Source organism: Flavobacterium calami, from assembly GCF_038290035.1.
Classification (GTDB): domain Bacteria; phylum Bacteroidota; class Bacteroidia; order Flavobacteriales; family Flavobacteriaceae; genus Flavobacterium; species Flavobacterium calami.
This window is the reverse complement of record NZ_JBBYHS010000007.1, coordinates 104,709-125,975: the sequence shown is the minus strand read 5'-3', so window position 1 is coordinate 125,975 and position 21,267 is coordinate 104,709. Positions and strand designations below refer to the sequence as shown.

24 protein-coding genes are annotated in these 21,267 nt (G+C 31.5%); 12 read left to right on the top strand and 12 right to left on the bottom strand.

Features of this window, described 5'->3' with window-relative positions; translation table 11 throughout:
* Window positions 1–20 precede the first annotated feature (20 nt).
* A complete protein-coding gene (gene cmk / locus AAEO57_RS07915) occupies window positions 21–713 on the top strand; it encodes a (d)CMP kinase (RefSeq protein WP_341691333.1) in 693 nt (230 codons plus the stop codon).
* 66 nt (window positions 714–779) lie between these two features.
* The gene (locus AAEO57_RS07910) at window positions 780–2,156 is read left to right on the top strand and encodes a nucleoside permease (protein WP_341691331.1); all 1,377 of its coding nucleotides are present in this window, start codon (window positions 780–782) and stop codon (window positions 2,154–2,156) included.
* Window positions 2,157–2,224: 68 nt separating this feature from the next.
* Here AAEO57_RS07910 and AAEO57_RS07905 read toward each other — a convergent pair whose 3' ends face one another.
* The 5 genes from AAEO57_RS07905 to AAEO57_RS07885 are packed head-to-tail and all read right to left on the bottom strand — an operon-like array spanning window position 2,225 to window position 5,126.
* Window positions 2,225–2,704 (bottom strand): nuclear transport factor 2 family protein, encoded by a 480-nt coding sequence (locus AAEO57_RS07905; RefSeq protein WP_341691329.1) that lies wholly within the window; start codon window positions 2,702–2,704, stop codon window positions 2,225–2,227.
* 50 nt (window positions 2,705–2,754) lie between these two features.
* Window positions 2,755–3,279 carry a hypothetical protein gene (locus AAEO57_RS07900; RefSeq protein ID WP_341691327.1) on the bottom strand — a complete coding sequence of 175 codons (525 nt, stop codon included), beginning with the start codon at window positions 3,277–3,279 and terminating at the stop codon, window positions 2,755–2,757.
* Window positions 3,280–3,294: 15 nt separating this feature from the next.
* Window positions 3,295–3,768, bottom strand: a complete 474-nt coding sequence (locus AAEO57_RS07895; RefSeq protein WP_341691325.1) for a hypothetical protein — start codon at window positions 3,766–3,768, stop codon at window positions 3,295–3,297.
* 6 nt (window positions 3,769–3,774) lie between these two features.
* The gene (locus AAEO57_RS07890) at window positions 3,775–4,452 is read right to left on the bottom strand and encodes a peptidoglycan DD-metalloendopeptidase family protein (RefSeq protein WP_341691324.1); all 678 of its coding nucleotides are present in this window, start codon (window positions 4,450–4,452) and stop codon (window positions 3,775–3,777) included.
* Between the two features lie 8 nt (window positions 4,453–4,460).
* Complete coding sequence (locus AAEO57_RS07885; protein WP_341691322.1) at window positions 4,461–5,126, bottom strand: spermidine synthase; 666 nt, start codon at window positions 5,124–5,126, stop codon at window positions 4,461–4,463.
* Window positions 5,127–5,229: 103 nt separating this feature from the next.
* Between AAEO57_RS07885 and AAEO57_RS07880 the strand changes: the two genes are divergently transcribed.
* A complete protein-coding gene (locus AAEO57_RS07880) occupies window positions 5,230–5,742 on the top strand; it encodes a 1-acyl-sn-glycerol-3-phosphate acyltransferase (RefSeq protein WP_341691319.1) in 513 nt (170 codons plus the stop codon).
* Between the two features lie 84 nt (window positions 5,743–5,826).
* Here the strand turns inward: AAEO57_RS07880 and AAEO57_RS07875 are convergent, their stop codons facing one another.
* Window positions 5,827–6,261, bottom strand: a complete 435-nt coding sequence (locus AAEO57_RS07875) for a helix-turn-helix domain-containing protein (RefSeq protein WP_341691318.1) — start codon at window positions 6,259–6,261, stop codon at window positions 5,827–5,829.
* 313 nt (window positions 6,262–6,574) lie between these two features.
* On the opposite strand from AAEO57_RS07875, the gene AAEO57_RS07870 reads away from it, so the two are divergent.
* The 4 genes from AAEO57_RS07870 to AAEO57_RS07855 all read left to right on the top strand — a co-directional run bounded on the left by AAEO57_RS07870 (window position 6,575) and on the right by AAEO57_RS07855 (window position 11,496).
* Entirely contained in the window at window positions 6,575–7,729 is a 1,155-nt protein-coding gene (locus AAEO57_RS07870; protein ID WP_341691317.1) for a M14 family metallopeptidase, read from the top strand.
* 77 nt (window positions 7,730–7,806) lie between these two features.
* Window positions 7,807–8,286, top strand: coding sequence for an Lrp/AsnC family transcriptional regulator (locus AAEO57_RS07865; RefSeq protein ID WP_007805990.1), 480 nt, complete (start codon window positions 7,807–7,809; stop codon window positions 8,284–8,286).
* A gap of 97 nt (window positions 8,287–8,383) precedes the next feature.
* Window positions 8,384–10,969 (top strand): phosphoenolpyruvate carboxylase, encoded by a 2,586-nt coding sequence (locus tag AAEO57_RS07860; protein WP_341691316.1) that lies wholly within the window; start codon window positions 8,384–8,386, stop codon window positions 10,967–10,969.
* 11 nt (window positions 10,970–10,980) lie between these two features.
* The gene (locus AAEO57_RS07855) at window positions 10,981–11,496 is read left to right on the top strand and encodes a DinB family protein (RefSeq protein ID WP_341691315.1); all 516 of its coding nucleotides are present in this window, start codon (window positions 10,981–10,983) and stop codon (window positions 11,494–11,496) included.
* A gap of 1 nt (window position 11,497) precedes the next feature.
* On the opposite strand, the gene AAEO57_RS07850 is transcribed toward AAEO57_RS07855, so the two are convergent.
* From AAEO57_RS07850 to AAEO57_RS07825, 6 genes are all read right to left on the bottom strand, one after another.
* Window positions 11,498–11,638 (bottom strand): hypothetical protein, encoded by a 141-nt coding sequence (locus AAEO57_RS07850; protein WP_035681328.1) that lies wholly within the window; start codon window positions 11,636–11,638, stop codon window positions 11,498–11,500.
* An 81-nt stretch (window positions 11,639–11,719) separates the two neighbouring features.
* A complete protein-coding gene (locus tag AAEO57_RS07845; protein WP_341691314.1) occupies window positions 11,720–13,453 on the bottom strand; it encodes a M56 family metallopeptidase in 1,734 nt (577 codons plus the stop codon).
* A gap of 7 nt (window positions 13,454–13,460) precedes the next feature.
* Window positions 13,461–13,829, bottom strand: coding sequence for a BlaI/MecI/CopY family transcriptional regulator (locus tag AAEO57_RS07840; RefSeq protein ID WP_341691313.1), 369 nt, complete (start codon window positions 13,827–13,829; stop codon window positions 13,461–13,463).
* Window positions 13,830–13,852: 23 nt separating this feature from the next.
* On the bottom strand, window positions 13,853–15,685 hold the full coding sequence (locus AAEO57_RS07835) for a M56 family metallopeptidase (protein ID WP_341691310.1): 1,833 nt from the start codon (window positions 15,683–15,685) through the stop codon (window positions 13,853–13,855).
* A gap of 6 nt (window positions 15,686–15,691) precedes the next feature.
* Window positions 15,692–16,060 carry a BlaI/MecI/CopY family transcriptional regulator gene (locus tag AAEO57_RS07830; protein ID WP_341691308.1) on the bottom strand — a complete coding sequence of 123 codons (369 nt, stop codon included), beginning with the start codon at window positions 16,058–16,060 and terminating at the stop codon, window positions 15,692–15,694.
* Window positions 16,061–16,243: 183 nt separating this feature from the next.
* Window positions 16,244–17,149, bottom strand: coding sequence for a right-handed parallel beta-helix repeat-containing protein (locus tag AAEO57_RS07825; RefSeq protein WP_341691306.1), 906 nt, complete (start codon window positions 17,147–17,149; stop codon window positions 16,244–16,246).
* Window positions 17,150–17,505: 356 nt separating this feature from the next.
* Here AAEO57_RS07825 and AAEO57_RS07820 point away from each other — a divergent pair, with 356 nt between their 5' ends.
* The 5 genes from AAEO57_RS07820 (at window position 17,506) to AAEO57_RS07800 (ending at window position 21,215) form a co-directional block, all read left to right on the top strand.
* Complete coding sequence (locus tag AAEO57_RS07820; protein ID WP_341691304.1) at window positions 17,506–18,105, top strand: DUF1684 domain-containing protein; 600 nt, start codon at window positions 17,506–17,508, stop codon at window positions 18,103–18,105.
* A complete protein-coding gene (locus tag AAEO57_RS07815) occupies window positions 18,105–18,755 on the top strand; it encodes a TatD family hydrolase (RefSeq protein WP_341691302.1) in 651 nt (216 codons plus the stop codon). The genes AAEO57_RS07820 and AAEO57_RS07815 overlap by 1 nt, the downstream gene beginning before the upstream one ends.
* 75 nt (window positions 18,756–18,830) lie before the next feature.
* Entirely contained in the window at window positions 18,831–19,547 is a 717-nt protein-coding gene (locus AAEO57_RS07810; protein WP_341691300.1) for a tRNA threonylcarbamoyladenosine dehydratase, read from the top strand.
* 90 nt (window positions 19,548–19,637) lie between these two features.
* Window positions 19,638–20,300, top strand: a complete 663-nt coding sequence (locus AAEO57_RS07805) for an HAD family hydrolase (protein ID WP_341691298.1) — start codon at window positions 19,638–19,640, stop codon at window positions 20,298–20,300.
* A 72-nt stretch (window positions 20,301–20,372) separates the two neighbouring features.
* A complete protein-coding gene (locus tag AAEO57_RS07800; protein WP_341691296.1) occupies window positions 20,373–21,215 on the top strand; it encodes a DUF2911 domain-containing protein in 843 nt (280 codons plus the stop codon).
* Window positions 21,216–21,267: the final 52 nt, after the last annotated feature.

Genomic DNA, 21,267 nt, shown 5'->3' with positions numbered 1-21,267 from the left:
CTTAATTTAATACTACTAATTTGAAAAATATTACCATTGCTATAGATGGCTTTTCATCAACCGGAAAAAGCACTTTAGCAAAACAGCTGGCCAAAGAACTTGCCTACGTATATGTTGATACGGGTGCAATGTACAGGGCAGTTGCTTTTTATGCAATGAAAAATAGTTTTATTAAAGCCGATTTTTTTGATAAAAAAGCTTTGATAGATTCACTTCCGAAAATTCAATTAGAATTTAAATTTAATTCAGATTTAGGCTTTGCAGAAATGTACCTGAATGGAGAAAATGTGGAAAAACAAATTCGTACCATTGAAGTTTCCAGTTTTGTTAGCAAAGTTGCAGAAGTTTCTGAAGTTCGTTCGAAATTAGTAGAACAACAGCAGGAAATGGGAACAAATAAAGCGATTGTAATGGATGGTAGAGATATTGGAACAGTGGTTTTTCCAATGGCCGAACTTAAAATTTTTATGACTGCGAGCGCAGAAACACGTGCGCAAAGACGTTTTGACGAATTACAGCAAAAAGGCGACAATGTATCTTATGATGAAGTTTTAAAAAATGTAATCGAAAGAGATCATATAGACACACATCGTGAGGATTCTCCTTTGGTAATTGCTGAAGATGCTATCGAAATCGATAATTCCTATTTAAATAAAGAAGAGCAATTTGCCGCTGTTTTAGAATTGGTAAATGAGGTTGTTAAAACTGTTTAATTCTTTGTAGATTTCATTTTAAGTAGTAGTTTTACCGCTTCATTTATTTAAAGACAATTCATCAGTATGGGAATTAAAAACAGATTAATTGTAATGAGTTTTCTTCAATTTTTTGTTTGGGGAGCCTGGCTAATTACTATTGGGAATTATTGGTTTGGAACTAAAAATTGGGAAGGAACTCAGTTTGGATTGGTTTTTGGTACAATGGGAATCGCTTCTTTATTTATGCCAACTCTGACTGGTATTATTGCCGACAGATGGGTAAATGCTGAAAAACTATATGGAGTTTTACATATTTTGTATGCCGGAGTTTTATTTGGAATAACTCAGGTTACAACCCCTGAAAATTTTATTTATGTAATGTTGGCTGCTATGTGCTGTTATATGCCAACAATTGCCCTGAGTAATTCTATTTCTTACACTTCATTAAAGCTAAACAATAAAAATGTTGTAAAAGATTTTCCGCCTATTAGGGTTTGGGGAACGGTTGGTTTCATTGCTGCTATGTGGATTACAAATTTAACAGGCAGTAAATCAACAGAGTACCAGTTTTATATTGCCGGAGTTGGTGCTTTGATTTTAGGTTTTTATTCTTTTACATTGCCAAAATGTGAACCGCAACGATTGACAAAAGAAGATGCTTCATGGGTTGAAACTTTAGGACTGGAAGCTTTTAAATTGTTTGGAAATTACAAAATGGCATTGTTTTTTATCTTCTCTATGTTTCTTGGTGGTGCTTTGCAATTAACGAATGCTTATGGAGATGTTTTTTTGGATGAATTTAAACACTTTCCTAAATATGCCGACTCGTTCGTAATAAAATATTCTACCATTATTATGTCAATTTCTCAGGTTTCTGAAACTTTGTTTATTTTGGCAATTCCATTTTTTCTAAGACGTTTCGGAATCAAGCAGGTAATGTTAATTAGTATGCTCGCATGGGTTTTACGTTTTGGATTATTTGCTTTTGGTGATCCTGTTACAGGTTTGTGGATGATAATTTTGTCCTGTATTGTTTATGGAATGGCATTTGATTTTTTCAATATTTCTGGTTCTTTATTTGTAGAAACGAATACTAACTCTAAAATCCGTTCTTCTGCCCAGGGATTATTTATGATGATGACTAATGGTGTAGGAGCAGTTCTGGGGAGCTTAACTTCGGGTTGGGCAATTGATAAATATTTTACCAAATCATTTTTGACCGTTAATGAACTTTCAGCATTTTTACAAACAGATGTTTCTAATTCTAAAATGTTAGATTTTGTCAAATCTCAGGGAAATTCAATTTCAGATGATGGAATTTTTTCTAACCCTGTTTTAATGAAAGACTGGCATACGATATGGCTTTCTTTTGCAGCTTATGCTTTAATTATTGCGGTTGCATTTGCTATTTTGTTTAAGCACAAACACAATCCAAAAGAATTAGAAAATATTGGTCATTAATAATATTTAAGAATAAAAATTATATAAAAAAAAACAGATTAAATAAAACTTTAATCTGTTTTTTTTATTTAAAAAGTTTGTTTTGACTTTTCGTATTTTTTAAGAGACAACAGAGCCTGTTTTTTTATTTTGTCTTGAAAAAATCCGGTCCAGCCTAATAAATAACCGGTAATTCCGAAAGCTTGTTTTGCCCATTTCCAGACATCAAAGTTGTCTGTATGTTTTATAATGAGTCCATCCTGAAAAAGAAATTCAGCTGAAATTCGATTTACTACTTGTCGATTAGTTTTACTAAAAATATATGTAGCTACCCATCGTGCCGATCCCGAAAACTCATCAGCTTTTATATCCGAAAATTCAATTTTGATGTTTCCTTTACTTTTTGAAAGCAGCATTTCCCACATTTTAGAAACCTGTTCGCCTTTTAAAAGTCCAAAAGCAGGGTCTATAAAATGGATTTGAGGATGATAACATTCGCTCATTGTTTTGGCATCGGCATTAGCAAAAGCAGTATAAAACTTACGGATTAATTCTTCTGTTGGATTCATTTTAGCAATATTAAGCTATAAAAGTAAGATTATTTTTGGATTGACAGACTTTACAGATGACTTATTGCTGTTGCTGTATCAAAACTTTTTTTAGATTGGTCGTAAGCAGTAGAGAAGTAATTCTTTTTATTTATTGCTGTAAAATAACCGGTTTGATTTCCAAATGTATTTGAATTTCCTGTTAGAATAAATCTAATTGCTTTGATGTCAGTTTTTTTTAGTTTTACAAATTCTGCAGGAGTAAAATAATAATAAGAGGTTGTTTTTCCCTCTTCGGTTTCTTTCATGTTTTTGTCTGTACATGCTATTACGTCAGCATTTGCTAAATCTACGTAAACTCCTCCGGCAATTCGGACTTTGTTATTTGCAGTCGCAATGGTTAATTTTAAAATTCCGCCTTTGTCTGTTTTTGCAATCTGAACATCAATTTCACCGGTATAAGCATATTTCTCGCAGATAAAAGTATAAGTTTCAGTTGCCGGAAATGGTTTTGAGCCTTTTACAATTACGGTTTGCTGGGCATTGGTGAAAAACGAAATCAAAAGAAACGCAAAGAAGGATAATTTTAAATTCATAAGTTTGTCAGATTGTTACTCGGTTATTTTAATATCAAATTTTTCGTCCCAATCCATTGATTTTATAGCAGAAACCAAATTCTCCTCATTTACAAAAACCCGCAGTTCTTTATTAGCAACTTTCTTGGTATACAAGGCATGGTAACGATAAATGGTTTCCTGTTTGGTTTTATAAACTCCATCTAATTTCAAATCGATAAAGCTTCCGTAATACTGGCGAAATCTTAAACATGTTTTGGTCAGACGTTCTTCAGTTGTGTTTTCCATTACTGATTTTGTAACTTCGGTTTCATTGAAAGGTTTAAACTTTGACGTATTGCATGTTTCAAGAACTCTTTTACCCAACGAATAGGCTTTGTTTTGCTGATTTGAATTTATTTCAGCTGTCGGAACTTTTTTAATTTTTAAATCTTCAGTATCTCTTTTAACTGTTTTAGATTTACATCCAATTAATAATAACAAACATATAATCATTCCTGCTCTCTTCATAACTATTTATATTATTTTTAATAATAAATTGGGGTCGGGGCAGTTTTCTGTATAAAAATCCAAATCATTTTTATTGCAAACTCCCAGATAATCACCCCAATAATCTCCAATGTTTTTAATAATCTGAAAATGTAAGTGCGGCGCATAATCTCCGTTAACATTTGATTTTCCAAGGGATGCCAGCTTTTCTCCTTTTTTTAAAAAATCACCGACATTTATTTTTTCTATACTTTCTAACGATAAATGACCGTATAAAGTATAAAATTTTTGATTTTCAATTTTGTGTTCCAAAATAATAGTAGGGCCATAATCTCCAAGATTGTTGTTGTTTTTGAAACTATGTACTTTTCCGTCAAGAGCTGCTATTACAGAAGTTTCGGCTTTCGTCCATAAATCAAGCCCAATATGAATGTTGCGCTCGGGAATCAAATCGTTCCTGAAAATTTTGCTGCGCTGATACAATGTCCTGGTTTCTATATAGCCTCCATAAGCTGCTTTGGCATTATTTTTTGTTAAATAATTTGAAATATAATTTTCAAAATCAGCTGAAGTTTGTAGATTCTTATTAATCAATTTAAGATTGTTAGCAGATAAATCTAAAGCAATATATTCAGAGTAATCAATGCAAGGATCGATAACTTTAGCAGATGAGAGTTCTTTTAGTATGCTTACAAGGCTTTTCATAATAGTAGTTAGGCAACTTTTTCAATAACAATCAATTCGTTGTGGTGTTCAACACGAGGCAGCATTTTTACAGTATATAATTCAGGATTAATTTCTGAAACATATTTGCGGTTTCTTAAATTATGAGCTTCGTCAAGAATCATGGTATTAAAAAGAACAAATCCCTGATTTTTTAAAATAGTACAAACTCGTTCGCTAAAAAAAGATTCAAATAAAAAGTTTGGCATTTTAGTGTCTTCAAAAATGTCAATAATAATTAAATCATATTGATTTTTGGTTTTTAAAACAAATTCAAAAGCATCATCAATAATGATTTCTAATTGTTTAATTTGACAAAGATTAAAATATTCGTTTGCAACCTGAATAATATCAGTGTCAATTTCAACACCGGTTATTTTTCCCTTGTATTCGATTTCATTAACGAGAGTTTTTATAACGCTTCCTCCGGCAACTCCTAAGACCAGAATATGATTCATTTTTTGTATGGTTTTATAACCAATATTCTTTAAGCCATATCGTAAGATACGCTGCAGGCTTCCGTAAGAGTAATTTGTGTTTTCAGAGTCTAAAACCAATTCACCATTTGCCCATGTAACTTCAATCATTTTACTACGGGCAGATTTTTTTGTAAAGATTTTTATCGGAATTAAATAACTGAAGATTTTTTGGATCATTTTTTATGCTTTTACCCAAATTTAGCATTATATTTTTTTATTTTGTGCGGAATATGAAATTTTAATGAAAAAACAATTGTACAAATTTCTATTTTTAAAGCTAATGGGCTGGAAAATAGTTGGAATTGAGAATGCAGAAGTAAAAAAATGCGTGATGATGGTTATGCCGCATACCAGCAATCATGATTTTTATTTAGGGATTTTTACAAGAGGAATATCTGGATTAGAAATGAATTGGGTAGGGAAAAAGGAATTATTTAAGTTTCCTTTTGGTTACTATTTTAGAAGTGTAGGAGGTGAGCCGCTGGACAGATCGGGTGGTCTTAACAAAGTAGATGCCATCGCTTCAATTTTTGAAAGGAAAGAAGTTTTCAGGTTAGCCATTGCACCCGAAGGAACGCGTAAAGAAGTTAAAGAAATAAGGACAGGTTTTTATTTTATAGCTGTTAAGGCAAAAGTGCCTATTGTTCCTGTAGCTTTTGATTGGGGCAAAAAAGAAGTTAGACTCGGAAAGCATTTTTTACCGACTGGTAATTACGAAGCGGATTTTGAAATTCTTAAAAATTATTATCAGGGTGTTGTTGGAAAAATACCTGAAAATGGATTTCAATTGTGAGTGTTTATGAATTTTGTAAATCGGATACAATTGTATAAATGAAAATGCTTTTCCTTTGGATAAAATATCTGCTAATTTTTAAAATTAAGGAGAAAAGGCTTTAAAAGTGCCGTTTTTGTAAAAAAGTACAATTTTTTCAATTTCGCTGTCTTCCGGATTGAAATTTATTTTTTTTGTTTCTAACGAATTTTCTATTATTTTTACTTCATTTGATTTATCCTCAGAAAAAAAACTTTCGTCGGGTGAAACAGGAGGAGTGTTTTTTGAAATTTCTAAAAATGTCTCATCATGGTTTTTGGGAAATTTTCCTTTTCCCGTCAAAATCCAGTACAAGTCTACATCGGGGAAAACTTCTAAAATTTTCATTATAAAATCTAAACTAGGCTTGTTTCTTCCAGATAGAAGATGAGATATACTCGAACGCTGCACGCCAATTTTATCCGCAAAAGCAGAAGCGTTTAAACCATAATAATCCAGTACAATTTCAAGTCTTTTTACAAAATCATCGATGTTTACCATTGTGAATTATTATTTTAAAAGTGGGTTTTTACAAATGTAAATAAAAAGATTTCGCTCGACAATTTTACAGCACAAAAAAAGATAAACAACTATTTTTTCTTAAATTAAAATAACAAGTGACTTATTTTAATTTATTGAAATAAAGAGCTTTTGATTTGTTTTTAGTAGTTTTGGTAAACAAACATACACAGGTATAGAAAAAAATGATATAAGTTTCAAAAAGCTGTTTACAATATTAAATTGTTTAAAATCAAAACGATTTACAATTGTAAAAATAAAGATATTTACTTTTGTAAATTAATTAGAAAACATAATGAACTTAGAAGAATTATTCAATCAAAACAAAGAGCAGTCCATAGAAGGGCGTTACCTGACCTTAGAACATATTCAGCCAATATTAGAAAGAATTAATACACACAATCAGGTTAAGGTTATTGGAAAATCGGTTTTAGGGAAACCTATATATAGTTATGAAATTGGTTCAGGAAAAACCAAAATTTATTTGTGGTCGCAAATGCATGGAAATGAAAGTACGACCACTAAGGCATTGTTTGATTTTATTAATGTTTTGAATAATGGTTCTGAGTTTGCGCAAAAAATGCTTTCTACGTTTACTTTTTACAGTATTCCAATACTAAATCCCGATGGTGCTGAGTTGTATACCCGTGCAAACGCCAATCAAATTGATTTAAACAGGGATTCGCAAGATTTAACTCAGCCGGAAAGCAGGGTTTTACGTGAAGTTTTCGAAACTTTTAAACCAGATTTTTGTTTTAATCTTCATGATCAGCGTACAATTTTTGGAGCTGGTGAAACAGGTAAACCGGCTACTGTGTCTTTTTTGGCGCCTTCATACAATGAAGAAAGAGAAATAAATGAAAACAGATTAAAAGCTATTAATCTGATTGCTGCAATTAATGATGAATTGCAGAAATATATACCTGGGCAAGTGGGGCGTTTTGATGATTCTTTTAACATTAACTGTATAGGAGATACATTTCAATTTTTAGGTACGCCTACAATTTTGTTTGAAGCTGGTCATTTTCAAAATGATTATGAGAGAGAAATTACGAGAAAGTTTATTTTCTTTTCGCTTGTTACGAGTTTTAAAGCTCTTTCCGAAAACGATATAGTTGATAATAGGATTAATGATTATTTGAATATTTCACAAAATAAAGTGGTTTTTTATGATTTTATGTATAAAAATGTCAAGATAAATTATGATGGTATCGAAATTATTACGAATTTTGTCGCACAATACAAAGAAGAATTGATTGACAGCAAAATTCAGTTTAATGCTTATATAGTTGAAGTAGGGGAGTTAGAAAATTATTTTGGACATTATGTCTACGATGCAAAAGGCGCTGCATATTCAGATAATTTTACCAATTTTCCGAAGACTGATCAAAAAGCAAATTTTTATTTAAATAAAAACGTTAAATTTGTTAACGGACTGATAAAAAGTTAAATTTTATGTGAATTTGTTGTTTTTTATATATATTTTTATACTTTGTAATACAAATTAGTAATATTAATTAAAGAATTATGAGTAAATTTCGTTTAGATGAAGTAGATCACCAGATTTTAGATATGTTAATAGACAACACGAGAGTTCCGTTTACTGACATTGCAAAAAAATTGTTGATTTCTGCCGGAACGGTACATGTCAGAGTTAAAAAAATGGAAGATGCCGGTATAATTATGGGATCTTCATTAGCCTTAGATTACGATAAATTAGGGTATTCATTTATTGCTTATGTAGGGGTGTTCCTAAATAATACATCTCAGACAAAATTTGTATTAGAGAGAATTAATCAGATTCCTTTTGTAACTGTAGCTTCTGTAACTACAGGGAAATTTAATATTTTTTGCAAAATCAGGGCTAAAGATACTAAACATGCTAAAGAAGTTATCTTCATGATTGATGATATCGAAGGAGTTTACAGAACTGAAACTATGATTTCATTAGAAGAAAGTATTAACGATAAGAAGCGTTTGATGCATACTATTTTCAAAAATATGTAATATTTTCTTGAATGCTATATTAATATAAAATATAACCTCAAGTTTTTCTTGGGGTTTTTTTATGATTAGATAACCAAAAACAACTATAAAAAGGATTATGTATACGTTGCCTAAAATTGAACGTTTCAATCAGGATGTTCTCTCAAAATACCATATTTACAATAGTGTTTTTATAACACTTCCTTTCGATTCTATTGATAATACAGGGGTTTTACTTCCATTATTTACAGAGACGTGCGAAACAGGTTTTAAAAAACAGGAAACTCCTAAAGAGATTTTTGATTTTTTCTCAAATAAATTTTTAAATGACGCTTCTGAGGAAGAAAAAATCGATTTGATGTTTCGATTTATTCAGTATATCGAACGCCAAATAGTATTGTTTGATGCTATTGAAGATGCAGCTTTTCCGGTTGTTAACAATATGGAGGGTCGTGGATCGTTGCGTGATATTAAAGAGAAATCTGATGCGAAAGAGAAGGATGAGGAATTAATTGATTTTCTTGAAAACTTCAATGTCAGAACTGTTTTGACAGCGCATCCAACTCAGTTTTATCCGGGTCCGGTGCTTGGTATCATAAACGATTTGACTGAAGCAATCAGACAGAATGATTTATTGAAAATCAAACAATTACTGGCTCAGTTAGGAAAGACTCCTTTTATACAAAAAGAAAAACCAAATCCGTACGATGAAGCGGTTAGTTTGATTTGGTATCTGGAGAATGTATTTTACGAAACAGCAGGTGAAATTGTACATTATTTGCAAAAAAACATTCTTGAAGGCGATGCAATTCAAAATCAATTGATAAAACTTGGATTCTGGCCAGGTGGAGATCGTGACGGAAATCCTTTTGTAACAACAGATATTACATTAAAAGTCGCAGAACGCCTTCGTACCTCAATTTTAAAATGTTATTATATCGAAATGAGAAACCTGAAAAGAAAGCTAACTTTTTCAGGAGTAGATACTTTGGTTGCTGAACTTGAATATAAACTTTATAGGTCTGTGTTTTATTCTAAAGGTGAAATTTATATTACTTTAGAGGAGTTGTTGACACAATTAAATAAAATCAGGGCGATAATTATTGAAAAACACCAGTCTTTATACTTAAATGAATTAGAGGCTTTGCTGGTTAAAATCAATTTATTTGGTTTCCATTTTGCTACTTTGGATATTCGTCAGAATAGTAAAATACATAATGCTGTTTTTCATGATGTGGTAAATCATTATTTAAATTCAGGTTCGGATATTTTTCCAGCAAATTATTTTGATTTATCTGAAGATGAAAAATTAGTGATTTTGTCTAAGGTAAAAGGAGATCTTAATCCGGCTGATTTTGATAATGATATTACCAGACTGACTTTAGAATCGGTTCAGGCTATTAAAACGATTCAGGAAAATAACGGAGAATTTGGTGCTAACCGTTACATTATCAGCAACAATGAAAGTGCATTGAATGTTATGGAAACTTTTGCCATGATTCGTTTGAATAATTGGGAAAATCCAACTGTCGATATCATTCCGCTTTTTGAATCAGTTGATGATTTGCAAAATGCACATTCGATAATGGAACAGTTGTATACAAATCCCGAATATGCAGCCCATTTAAAATCGCGTGACAATAAACAGACCATCATGCTTGGTTTTTCTGATGGAACAAAAGATGGTGGCTACCTGATGGCAAACTGGAGTATTTATCAGGCTAAAATTTCATTAACTGAAATTTCAAGAAAATATGGTATTAAAGCTATTTTCTTTGATGGTCGTGGTGGACCTCCGGCGCGTGGTGGTGGAAAAACTCATAAATTCTATGCGTCATTAGGACCTAAAATTGAGAACAACGAAATACAAATTACAGTACAAGGACAAACTATTAGTTCTAATTTCGGGACTTTGGATTCTTGCCGCTATAATATTGAAAATTTACTAAGTGCCGGTGTTACAAATCAGGTTTTTGGTAAAGAGAAAAATGAATTAAGTGCTGAAGAAACTGAAATTTTAACGCAATTAGCAAATTTAGGTTACGATAAATACCTGAGTTTTAAAAACCATCCTAAATTTATTCCGTATTTGGAGAAAATGAGTACATTGAAATACTACTCTAAAACCAATATTGGAAGCCGTCCTTCAAAAAGAAGTAAATCTGAACAATTGGATTTTGCTGATTTAAGAGCGATTCCTTTTGTAGGTTCTTGGAGCCAGTTGAAACAAAATGTACCTGGATTTTTTGGTGTAGGATCAGCTTTAAAACATTTTGAAGAATCAGGTCAGTGGGACAAAGTAAGTGATTTGTATCATAATTCATTATTTTTCAAAACACTCTTAGAAAATAGTATGATGTCGTTAGCAAAATCATTTTTACCATTGACAGCTTACATGAGAAAAGATCCTGAGTTTGGTGAATTCTGGCAAATAATCTATGACGAGTTTTTAGAAACAGAACGTCTGTTGCTTAAAATTGCAGGGCATAAAACATTGATGGAGAATTACCCTGACGGTAAAGCTTCGATTCAGATTAGGGAGCGTATTGTATTGCCACTGTTGACAATACAGCAATATGCGTTGTTAAGAATTAATGAGCTGAATAAAGAAAATATGAAAAATGAGGATTTGATTAAGGTGTACGAAAAAATCGTAACACGTTCTCTTTTTGGAAATACAAATGCAAGTAGAAACTCTGCCTAAATTTATTTATTATGTTAGCTTCAGATTTATCAACAAATGAATATTCTGTTTTTAATGCGACTTATATAAAAGCTGCTAATGATAAAACATTGTCAGATGGTTTAAAAGAAGGTTTGTTACAGCTGGTTGATTTTGTTAAAAATATACCTGCTGAAAAGCTTGAATATCGTTATGCAGAAGGAAAATGGACAATAAAGGATATTATCCTGCATATGACTGATACAGAGCGAATTTTTGCTTACAGGGCTTTAAGAATCAGCAGAGGAGATAAAACTCCTTTGCCTGGTTTTGACGAAAATGATTATGTGCCTTTTGCATTTGCCAATTCACGTTCTATTGAAAGTTTATTGACGGAATATGAAAACACAAGAAAATCAACAATAAGTTTTTTTGAAAGCCTTAATGAACAACAGTTTTTGTTTATGGGAACAGCTTCAAACACGGCTATTTCTGTAAGAGCAATTGGTTTTATCATTACAGGACATCAAAATCATCATATAAGAGTGATTTCAGAAAGGTATTTGTAATTTAGTCTAAAGCGCGTTTAGTGACGTATGCCCGATAACCGATAATAGCCATTTGCCATTTTTTAGCTTTGGCTATATCTAAACCCTGTTTGGTAAAACTTGGCAGAAGGATTTTGTTTATTTTGGCTAAGATTTTAAACATAATAATTTAATTTTTATCAAAGATATAAAAAAAGACTTTGCCCTTAAGCAAAGTCTTTTTTGTGTTTTTTTGGTAAGCGCTTTAAGATTTTTGGCTTTCCTTTTCCATTTTTTTCATTTCTTTTTCATGAAGTTTCATGTTTTTCTCGAATATCTTCATGTCTTTCTCAAATTGCTTCATGTTTATTTCGTACTCTTTCGAATCTTTGCCGTATTTTATTTGAATATCTTCAGTAAATTTCTCCATATCATCGTTGAATTTATCCATTGCGAGTTCATACTTTTGCATTTCTTTTTCAAATATAGCTTCATGCTTAGACATGATTTCTTCAACTTGTTTTTCGTAAGCAGACATATCCGGTTCAAAAGATTCCATTTTTTTTTCAAATTCAGACATTTCTTTCTCAAATTTACTCATGGCAGCTTTGTCTTTTGGGTTTGAAGGCGGAACCGGAGGTTTTGGCATTTTTGACATATCCGGTGTAGGTGCTTGCGGCATTGGTCCAGCTGGAAATACTGGAGGAGTAGGAGGAACGGGAGGAGTTAGTGAAGTAATTGTAATTGCTTTGTTTTTACAGCTGCCTGTTCCGTTTAAAATAAGATTATCTCCAACAACTATTGGTTTCTCTATTCCGTCATCTGTAATGATGTTGATTTTTTTGTTATTATTGTTATCAACAGAAATAATGATTCCGCAGCTTTTGATTGCATAATCACCTTCAATTTGGATCGTTTGATCTCTACCGGTACCTTTTTCAACATCAACTTTGATTGCTGTTAATTGATTATTAGAATTTCTCTTTACTTCAGAAATTTCAACATCTACGTTATGAATCTTCTTTAGTTTTACAGTCATTTCTTTTAATTCTTCATCAGTTGTTGTGTTTTTGATTTTATAAACATCAACATTAGCTGGCGCTTCGGGAATCTCCAGTGCTTCTTTTTTTTCTTGTGCTACAGTTTTAATCTGAAATAAAAACACAAAGGCTACAAGTGCAGGAAGAATTGCATAATACTTCCATGAATTTCTTCTTTTTGATTGATTTTTGTTTAACATGACAATTCGTTTTTTGATTAATGATTGATAAAAATGATTGGTGATTGCAACACAGCTTTCGTGTGTTGTTATTTTTAATAGCGTGTATTGATATGCTTTTTTATCTGATATTTTTTTTAAAGCTACACTATCTGCAATGAATTCCAGATTTTGCAATATTGCTTTTTTATATAGCCATATAATCGGGTTAAACCAAAATAAAACGCAAAACACTCTTGAAATTATAACATCGATGGTATGGTTCTGATCGCTATGTACTTTTTCGTGTTCTATAATATTTTCTAATTCTGAGGGTGTATACATTGATGAGTTGTATACGATATAATCGAAATATGAAAAAGGGGCAATGTTTTCTTTTACATCGATGAATTTAAAATCGGCTTGTTGTTGGATTTTTTTTCCTTTTAAAATCGAATTCAAGTTGTAAAAATCTGCTACAAATTTTATTATAAGTGCGAGAAAACCAATACAGTAAATCGCAATAAAGACATAGTTCCAGTTGATTTTGAAGGCTTCGTCCTGAATGGTTTGCGGTAAATAAGCCTGTGAATAATTGATAGTGGGTATTGAAACAGGGTCAATCCATACAATTTTTGTATATACCAAAAAAGGCAGCAAAAGTGAAGTTATCAATCCTGAGAGCAAAAACCAACGATTGCTGTTGAAAAAGGTTTCTTTACGAAGTAAAAAATAATAGGCACAATAAAACAACGTGAGCAATCCGGATGATTTTGCGATATGTATAAAAAGTGTTTCCATAAGCAAATTATTTTTCTTCTTTTGGATTCTCAATCATAGCTAAGATTTCACGTAATTCTGCAGCAGAAATTTTTTCTTCTTTAGCAAAAAATGAAACCATACTTTTATAAGAACTGTTAAAATAATTATCGATCGCAGTACTCATAAAACCTTTTCGGTAGTCTTCAATACTTACAACAGGATAATATTGATGTGTATTGCCAAAAGCATTGTGACTTACGTATCCTTTTTCCTCTAAATTACGAATAATTGTTGAAAGAGTATTGTAATGTGGTTGATCTTCAGGTATTTCTGCCTGAACTTCTTTTACGAAAGCTTTTTTTAGCTTCCATAAAATATGCATGATTTCCTCTTCTTTATTGGTTAGTTTTTGCATAATTTTTTGTATTTAATACGAAATTATTTTTTGGTAGTTATTTCAATCACACCATTTTTTCCTTTGTCACCGTATTTAGATATAGATACAGGATCTTTCAAAACATTTATTTGTTCAATATTTTGCGGATCTAAATCATTAGTAGAGCTATTTGTGATTTTTCCATCTATTACAATTAATACTTTTTTGATATTAATGTTTTGATCTTCAGTAACAGTTGATAAAACATTGTCAGAATTTTTGTGTCCTGTTACTTTCCACTCGTTGTTTTGTTTTATTTCGGTTTTTTGCTTTGATTCTTCACTTTTTTCTTTAGTAATGATTTCAATTACGCCATTGCTTCCGGAATTACCATATTTTATTTTGGCGTTAGAATCTTTCAAAACATTTATACTGCTTATTCTGTTCGGATCGATGTCTTTAATATCTAAATCAGGACTTGATATTTCGCCATTAATTACGATTAATGGTTTAGCGTCATTTTTAGTTGTAATTCTTATAATGTTTTCGTCTTTATTTACAGAAGTATTTGTATTAACATTTGAATTATTGTTTGTATCAGTATCAGAATTAGTTTTAGCATCATTATTAAGATTTGAAGTTTGGGTGTTTTTTGTTCTTATTTCAATGTTCTTATCTTCTGTTTTATAGCCAGTTACTACGGGTTTTTCATCGGTAAAATTAAATGAAATGGTTCCGTTTTTTTCTTTAATAATAATGATTCCAATTTTTTCAATTCCTTTTGGTGATACTGTTTTTTTGATTTTAGTAACTCCTTTTTCGTTTTTTAAATTGATAGTAATGGAGGTAATTTCGTTGGTCGAATTTCTTTCCAGTTCAGATACTTCAGCTGAAATATTAAATTTTTCTTTCAAAGTTTTTGTTCTTTGCTTTATTTCATCAGCTGTAGTGTTTTTGTTTATTGTAAAAACATCTATTGATTCTACCTTATCGGGATTTAGGTTTTCTGTACTTTTTGAACCTTTTTCCTGTGCGATGATTTCAACCTGAAATAATAACATAAAAGTTGTAAGTGCGGGAAGAATTACACAATATTTCCATAGATTTCTCTTTTTTGATTGATTTTTGTTTAACATGACGATTCGTTTTTTGATTAATGATTGATAAAAATGATTGGTGATGGTAACACAGCTTTCGTGTGTTGTTATTTTTAAAAGTGTGTACTGATACGCTTTTTTATTCGATATTTTTTTCGAAGCTTCTTTGTCGGCAATAAATTCAAGATTTTGAATAATTGCCTTTTTATAAAGCCATATAATTGGATTAAACCAAAACAGAAGACAGAAAACCTGAGAAATCAATACATCTGTAGAATGATTTTGGTCACTATGTACTTTTTCATGCTCAATAATATTTTCTAACTCAGAAGAGGTGTACATTGATGAGTTGTACACTATGTATTGAAAGTAAGAAAAGGGAGCAATTTTTTCGGAGGTATCAATGAATTTGTAGTCTGCCTGTTGTTGAATATTTTTTGCTTTTAAAACAGAATTTAAATGGTAAAAATCCTTAATCAGCTTTAAAAGAAATACTAAAACACCTATGCTGTAAATGGGTAGAATGACGTAATTCCAGTTTATTTCAAAGGTGTTTTTTACAGGAATCTGACTTAAATAAACTTCAGGAAAATTTAAATCTGTAGCGGGAACTGGATCTATCCATACAATTTTAGTATAAACAAAAAAGGGTAGCAGTACAGAAGTAATTAAACCCGCCAATAAGAACCACCTGTTGTTATTGAAAAAAGTTTCTTTGCGCAATAAAAAATAGTAAGCACAATAAAATAATACAATTAAACCTGATGATTTTGCGATATATATATAAAGTGCTTCCATGATTATTTATTTTTCTTCTTTCGGATTTTCGATCATATCTAAGATTTCACGTAATTCTGCAGCAGAAATTTTTTCTTCTTTAGCAAAAAATGAAACCATACTTTTATAAGAACTGTTGAAATAATTATCGATTGCAGTACTTATAAAACCTTTTCTGTAATCTTCAATACTTACAATCGGGTAGTATTGATGAGTGTTGCCAAAGGCATTGTGTGCAACATAACCTTTTTCTTCGAGATTGCGAATAATAGTCGAAAGAGTATTGTAATGGGGCTGATCTTCGGTTATTTCTGCCTGAACTTCTTTTACAAAAGCTTTTTTAAGCTTCCATAAAATGTGCATGATTTCTTCTTCTTTATTAGTTAACTTTTGCATGACGTTTAATTTTGAATCAAACCTACAACTATTTTTTTAGTTACACAACTAAAAAAATAGTTATTTAACTTAATTTTTAGTTTTAAGTAATTTTAAAGTAAAATGATTGTTTTTAAAGTAGGAACTTCAGATAACAAAAAAGACTGCCGGTTAGGACAGTCTTTTAAAATTTATAAAGGAATATTAATACAGACGGGTAAATAACCCTTTTCCGTTTCCAGAACCTCCACTGCCGGTAATGGTGATGTGTCCGGTATTTCCGTTTCCATCATAACCCCAGGCTAAATTATTTGTAGCAGTATTATTAGTTACAGTATGAGCAACGTTTTGTCCGGCACTTCCTAGTTTAAATCCGTTTCCGTCTCCGTTTGTGCCAAAACCATTGTTACTTGCAGTACATCCTTTTATAGTTACAGTATATGGCTGTCCATACAAATCCCAGCCATCATCAGAGTTGTGATTAGCGGTACAGTTTTCAAATTTATTGTTTTTTCCGGCAGATAATTTACAGGCAAATCCGTCAGCATTTTCACCAGCATTTGCAGCATCATAATTATCGTTTGATTTGCAGGAAAGAATATAGTTGTCATGTCCTCCGTTATAAATTTGTAAACCAGAATCTCCGTTGGCTAGGGTACTTACATTATAAACATAATTGTAGCCGCCAGTTTGAAAAACCAGACCACAGTCTTTTGCGTTTTTAATGGTCATGTTGGTGATGTTCCAGTAGCTTCCGTTTACCTTTACACCCCAGCTGCCGGATGGTTGACCTGAACAATTTAAAACACCTCCGGTTAAATTTATTTTCGAACTTGAAGTACCGCTTTTTGCCAGTTCCAAAGTTTGAGTAAGGTTTATGGTACCGCTAATTGTGATAACATCTCCGGCTACTGCAGATGAAACTGCAGATCTTAAAGCTGCTTCAGTTGTAACTGTGGTGTTTTTGGCTGTAAGGGAACCGCTTTTTTCTGGTGTAACTTCCTGATTTTCGATAGCATTTTCATTTTCTGTAATTGGAGTGTCGCTGTTTTCACAAGCTGTAATGGAAAGAATTGAACATAAAACAAGTAATTTAAAATTTGTTTTCATAATAATTTAAGGTTGATAATAGTTAATAAAATTGTTTTTTTAATTCTAAGCGCTTAAAATTAAAATACTGATAATCAGTATGTAATCGATTACGCAAACTTATGTAAAAAAGTTTAAATATTGACATTTATTTAAAAAAAATATCAAAAAAATGATTATTACAAAATTATTTTAATTAAAAAATTGAATTAGTTCAATAAATTAACTAAAATTGAAATTTGAAATTTAAAGTCTTATTTCTTTGATGAAAATCGGTTTAAGGTGTGTTTTAAAACAGAAAAGTATTGAATTGATAAATTATTAGAGGGAGTAATTGATTTATTATTTTTTGGTTTAATTTTGCCAAAATTTTAATAATGAAGAAACTTTTTGTTTTTATTGTGTTTTTAATTTTTGCTTCGGGCTTCTGTCAAAAGAAATTCAGTCGTTTAGAAGCAGAAAAATTTCAGAAGAAAATTAATTCGGAATATGCTGATGCTAAGACAAGTCCCTTGAAAGAGGAGGATTTGAAAGTATTTAAATCATTAGATTTTTATCCTGTAAACAGCAAGTATTTTGTGAATGCTAAGTTTGTTCAGGCAAAAAATGAAAAGGCATTCGATATGAAAACATCTACAAGCAGAAGACCCAAATATATTAAATTTGGTACGGTTTTTTTTACTTTAAGCGGTGTATCGCTACAGCTTCATGTTTATCAGGATGTTGAACTTTCTAAAAAAGAGGAATATAAAGATCATCTGTTTTTACCTTTTTCAGATTTGACCTGTGGCAAAGAAAGTTACGCCGGAGGAAGATACATTGACTTAAAAATTCCGAAAGGGAATACGGTTTCAATAGATTTTAATCAGGCTTATAATCCATATTGTGCATACAATTATAAGTATTCATGCCCAATTGTTCCGTCAGAAAATGATTTGAATGTAGAAATTAAAGCCGGTGTAAAAACTTTTCACTAATGAAATTCTTTAATCTTCATACACATAAGTTTACAAATAATCCGGATATTTTGGAATTGGTAAATCAATATCCGATGGAATTTGATGAGTCGATTCCATTTTATTCAATTGGAATCCATCCCTGGCACATTAAGGAAAGCCAAATAGACTCTGAATTGCAGATTATTGAAGAAAAACTGAGTACATTAAATTGTCTTGCAGTAGGAGAATGTGGTTTAGATAAAAGAATTGAAACTCCATTGGAACAGCAGTCTGCTGTTTTTGAAAAGCAGTTGTTTTTGGCAGAAAAATATCAAAAACCAGTCGTTATTCATTGTGTGGCAGCGTATCAGGAAGTGATTGCTATTAAAAAGAAACTGAAGATTTCCGTTCCAATGATTATTCATGGCTTTTCTAAAAACAGTCAGGTTGCAGATCAGCTTATTAAGGAAGGATTCTATCTTTCGTTTGGAAAATACTTATTACAAAATCCGGATTTAAAAACGGTTTTTCAACAAATTCCTGATAATCATTTCTTTTTGGAAACGGATACAATTGAAGAAAATATACAACAAATTTATAATTTGGCTTCTGATTATAAAGGTTTAAAAATAAAAGAATTACAAAGTGTAATTTCAGGTAATTATAAAGACGTTTTTGGGTTTGATTAATGTTTTTTTAAAACGATATATCAAATCCCAAAATAAAATATGAAACAAATAAAACTAAAATAACAAAAGAAATATATGGCAGAGTGGACAGAAAGAGCCGAGCTTTTATTTACAAAAGAAGGATTAAATAACCTGCAAAACGCAAATGTTTTAGTTGTAGGTTTAGGAGGAGTTGGCTCATTTGCAGCTGAGTTTTTGGCAAGGGCCGGAGTGGGAAATATGACTATCGTTGATGGCGATGTTGTAGATATTACTAATATAAACAGACAGTTACCTGCTTTGCATTCTACTGTTGGAGAACCGAAAATTAAAATTGTTGGAGATCGTCTGATGGATATTAATCCTGAATTAAAACTAACCAAAGTACAGGAATTTTTATCTCCGGAACGTGCTTTTGAAATCGTTTCTCCAGAGTTTGATTATGTTTTGGATTGTATTGATAGTGTAACACCAAAGCTAAATTTAATTTTTGCAGCAAAACGTAAAAAAATAAAAATTATAAGCAGTATGGGAGCTGGCGGAAAAATGCTGGCTTCAAAAGTAAAAGTTGGAGATATTTCAAAAACCTGTTATTGCCCTTTTGCAAAAACAATTAGGCGCCGATTAAAAGCAGAAAAAATTTATAAGTTAAAAGTTATTTTTTCTCCTGAGATTCCTGATAAGAAGAGTTTACGAATGACAGATGGTAAGAATTTTAAAAAGTCATTTTACGGAACCAATAGTTATATTCCGGCTTTGTTTGGTTTACATGCTGCAGAAACCGTAATTCGTCACTTACTTAAAAAAGAATAGGTTATAACTAATATTAAGATTTTGAGTTATTAAATTATTTATGAGAACTTAGAATCCTTAAGGAGTTCAAAACCTTTATAAAACAAAAAAATGATTAAAACAGTAATCTTTGATATGGACGGTGTAATTGTTGATACAGAACCCGTTCATCGTTATGCTTATTATAAACAGTTTTCAGAATTAAACATAGAGGTATCGGAAGAGATGTATACTTCGTTTACAGGATTTTCAACACGAAATACATTTCAGACTTTAAAGGAATTTTTTCCAACAATAGAATCTGGTGTTGAAGAATTGATTCAAAGAAAAAGAAGTATTTTTAATGATGCTTTTGATACCAAAGAAGATTTGTATTTATTAGAAGGGGTAGAGGATTTAATTAAAGATCTGCATGCAAACGGGATTCAGTTAATTTTAGCTTCTTCAGCTTCAAAAGTAACAATTGACCGTGTTTTTACCCGATTTAATCTTCATCAGTATTTTTCGGCAATTGTAAGCGGGGAGGATTTTCCGCAATCAAAACCAAATCCTGCAATTTTTGAACATGCAGCTTCGTTGTCAATTGCTCCGAAAGAAAATTGTATCATAATTGAGGATAGTACAAATGGTGTAAAAGCAGCCAAAGGTGCCGGGATTTTTTGTATTGGTTACAGAAGTCAAAATTCTGAAGGGCAGGATTTATCAGAAGCAAGTTTGGTGATCGATCATTTTAATGAATTAAATGCTTTGAGAATATCACAATTAAGCGTTTGAATTAAGTAAAATTTAACTTTTTCGCCTTTTGTGAATTTGTAAATTTGAAAAAAACAAAATAAACTTAAGAAAATGAAGAAACTGCTAATTGCATTTGCCATTATTTTGGCTCCTTTTGCTACAGAAGCGCAAATAAAAACGCCGCAGGCAAGTCCGAAAGGATATATTAAACAAACTGTCGGGCTTACTGATGTTGAAGTTACGTATTCAAGACCAAGTGCCAAAGGGAGACCAGTATTTGGAAATTTAGTTCCGTTTGGAAAGTTATGGAGAACGGGCGCTAATGAAAATACAATTATCAACTTTAGTGATGATGTTATTATTGACGGTAAAACTCTAAAAAAAGGTAAATATTCCGTTTATACTATTCCAAAAATAGAAAGCTGGGAAGTGATTTTTTATCTTTCTACAGACAATTGGGGGCTTCCGGAAAACTGGAGTGATGCTTATGTAGCTTTGAAAACAACTGTTAAGGAAGAAGCATTGACTATTCCGGTTGAAACATTTACGATTGGTATCAATAGCCTGGATCAGAATTTTGGTCATTTAGAAATGGCTTGGGAAAACTCTCGTGTGGCATTAAAGTTTGAAGTGCCTACAGCAAAAACAGCTACAGCGAGTATCAAGAAAACTTTGGCTGGGCCAACATGGAATGATTATTATGCAGCATCACAATATTTGTTTCAGTCCAATGGAGATTTGACAAACGCAAGAGATTATGTGGACCGCGCCTGGGAAATGAGTCAGGATAAGCCTTATTATTTATCCAGACTAAAATCATTAATTCAGGCAAAACAAGGCGACAAGGCAGGTGCTATAGAAACCGCTAAAATTTCTCTGGCCGCTGCTGAAGCTGCGAATAATCAGGATTATGTAAAAATGAATAAAGATAGTATTTCGGAGTGGAGCAGGTAATTTGATTCCGGATTTAAATAGAAAAAACCATTTTGATACACTTCAAAATGGT

Bases quoted from the DNA above. Each gene is read 5' to 3' on its own strand.
- AAEO57_RS07905 (WP_341691329.1), bottom strand. From the start codon at position 2,704: ATGAATCCAACAGAAGAATTAATCCGTAAGTTTTATACTGCTTTTGCT.
- AAEO57_RS07890 (WP_341691324.1), bottom strand. From the start codon at position 4,452: ATGAAAAGCCTTGTAAGCATACTAAAAGAACTCTCATCTGCTAAAGTT.
- AAEO57_RS07805 (WP_341691298.1), top strand. From the start codon at position 19,638: ATGATTAAAACAGTAATCTTTGATATGGACGGTGTAATTGTTGATACA.
- AAEO57_RS07900 (WP_341691327.1), bottom strand. From the start codon at position 3,279: ATGAATTTAAAATTATCCTTCTTTGCGTTTCTTTTGATTTCGTTTTTC.
- AAEO57_RS07845 (WP_341691314.1), bottom strand. From the start codon at position 13,453: ATGGAAACACTTTTTATACATATCGCAAAATCATCCGGATTGCTCACG.
- AAEO57_RS07910 (WP_341691331.1), top strand. From the start codon at position 780: ATGGGAATTAAAAACAGATTAATTGTAATGAGTTTTCTTCAATTTTTT.
- AAEO57_RS07865 (WP_007805990.1), top strand. From the start codon at position 7,807: ATGAGTAAATTTCGTTTAGATGAAGTAGATCACCAGATTTTAGATATG.
- AAEO57_RS07860 (WP_341691316.1), top strand. From the start codon at position 8,384: ATGTATACGTTGCCTAAAATTGAACGTTTCAATCAGGATGTTCTCTCA.
- AAEO57_RS07820 (WP_341691304.1), top strand. From the start codon at position 17,506: ATGAAGAAACTTTTTGTTTTTATTGTGTTTTTAATTTTTGCTTCGGGC.
- AAEO57_RS07840 (WP_341691313.1), bottom strand. From the start codon at position 13,829: ATGCAAAAACTAACCAATAAAGAAGAGGAAATCATGCATATTTTATGG.
- AAEO57_RS07885 (WP_341691322.1), bottom strand. From the start codon at position 5,126: ATGATCCAAAAAATCTTCAGTTATTTAATTCCGATAAAAATCTTTACA.
- AAEO57_RS07880 (WP_341691319.1), top strand. From the start codon at position 5,230: ATGGGCTGGAAAATAGTTGGAATTGAGAATGCAGAAGTAAAAAAATGC.
- AAEO57_RS07850 (WP_035681328.1), bottom strand. From the start codon at position 11,638: ATGTTTAAAATCTTAGCCAAAATAAACAAAATCCTTCTGCCAAGTTTT.
- AAEO57_RS07875 (WP_341691318.1), bottom strand. From the start codon at position 6,261: ATGGTAAACATCGATGATTTTGTAAAAAGACTTGAAATTGTACTGGAT.
- AAEO57_RS07830 (WP_341691308.1), bottom strand. From the start codon at position 16,060: ATGCAAAAGTTAACTAATAAAGAAGAAGAAATCATGCACATTTTATGG.
- AAEO57_RS07800 (WP_341691296.1), top strand. From the start codon at position 20,373: ATGAAGAAACTGCTAATTGCATTTGCCATTATTTTGGCTCCTTTTGCT.
- AAEO57_RS07870 (WP_341691317.1), top strand. From the start codon at position 6,575: ATGAACTTAGAAGAATTATTCAATCAAAACAAAGAGCAGTCCATAGAA.
- AAEO57_RS07810 (WP_341691300.1), top strand. From the start codon at position 18,831: ATGGCAGAGTGGACAGAAAGAGCCGAGCTTTTATTTACAAAAGAAGGA.
- AAEO57_RS07835 (WP_341691310.1), bottom strand. From the start codon at position 15,685: ATGGAAGCACTTTATATATATATCGCAAAATCATCAGGTTTAATTGTA.
- AAEO57_RS07855 (WP_341691315.1), top strand. From the start codon at position 10,981: ATGTTAGCTTCAGATTTATCAACAAATGAATATTCTGTTTTTAATGCG.
- AAEO57_RS07815 (WP_341691302.1), top strand. From the start codon at position 18,105: ATGAAATTCTTTAATCTTCATACACATAAGTTTACAAATAATCCGGAT.
- AAEO57_RS07825 (WP_341691306.1), bottom strand. From the start codon at position 17,149: ATGAAAACAAATTTTAAATTACTTGTTTTATGTTCAATTCTTTCCATT.
- AAEO57_RS07895 (WP_341691325.1), bottom strand. From the start codon at position 3,768: ATGAAGAGAGCAGGAATGATTATATGTTTGTTATTATTAATTGGATGT.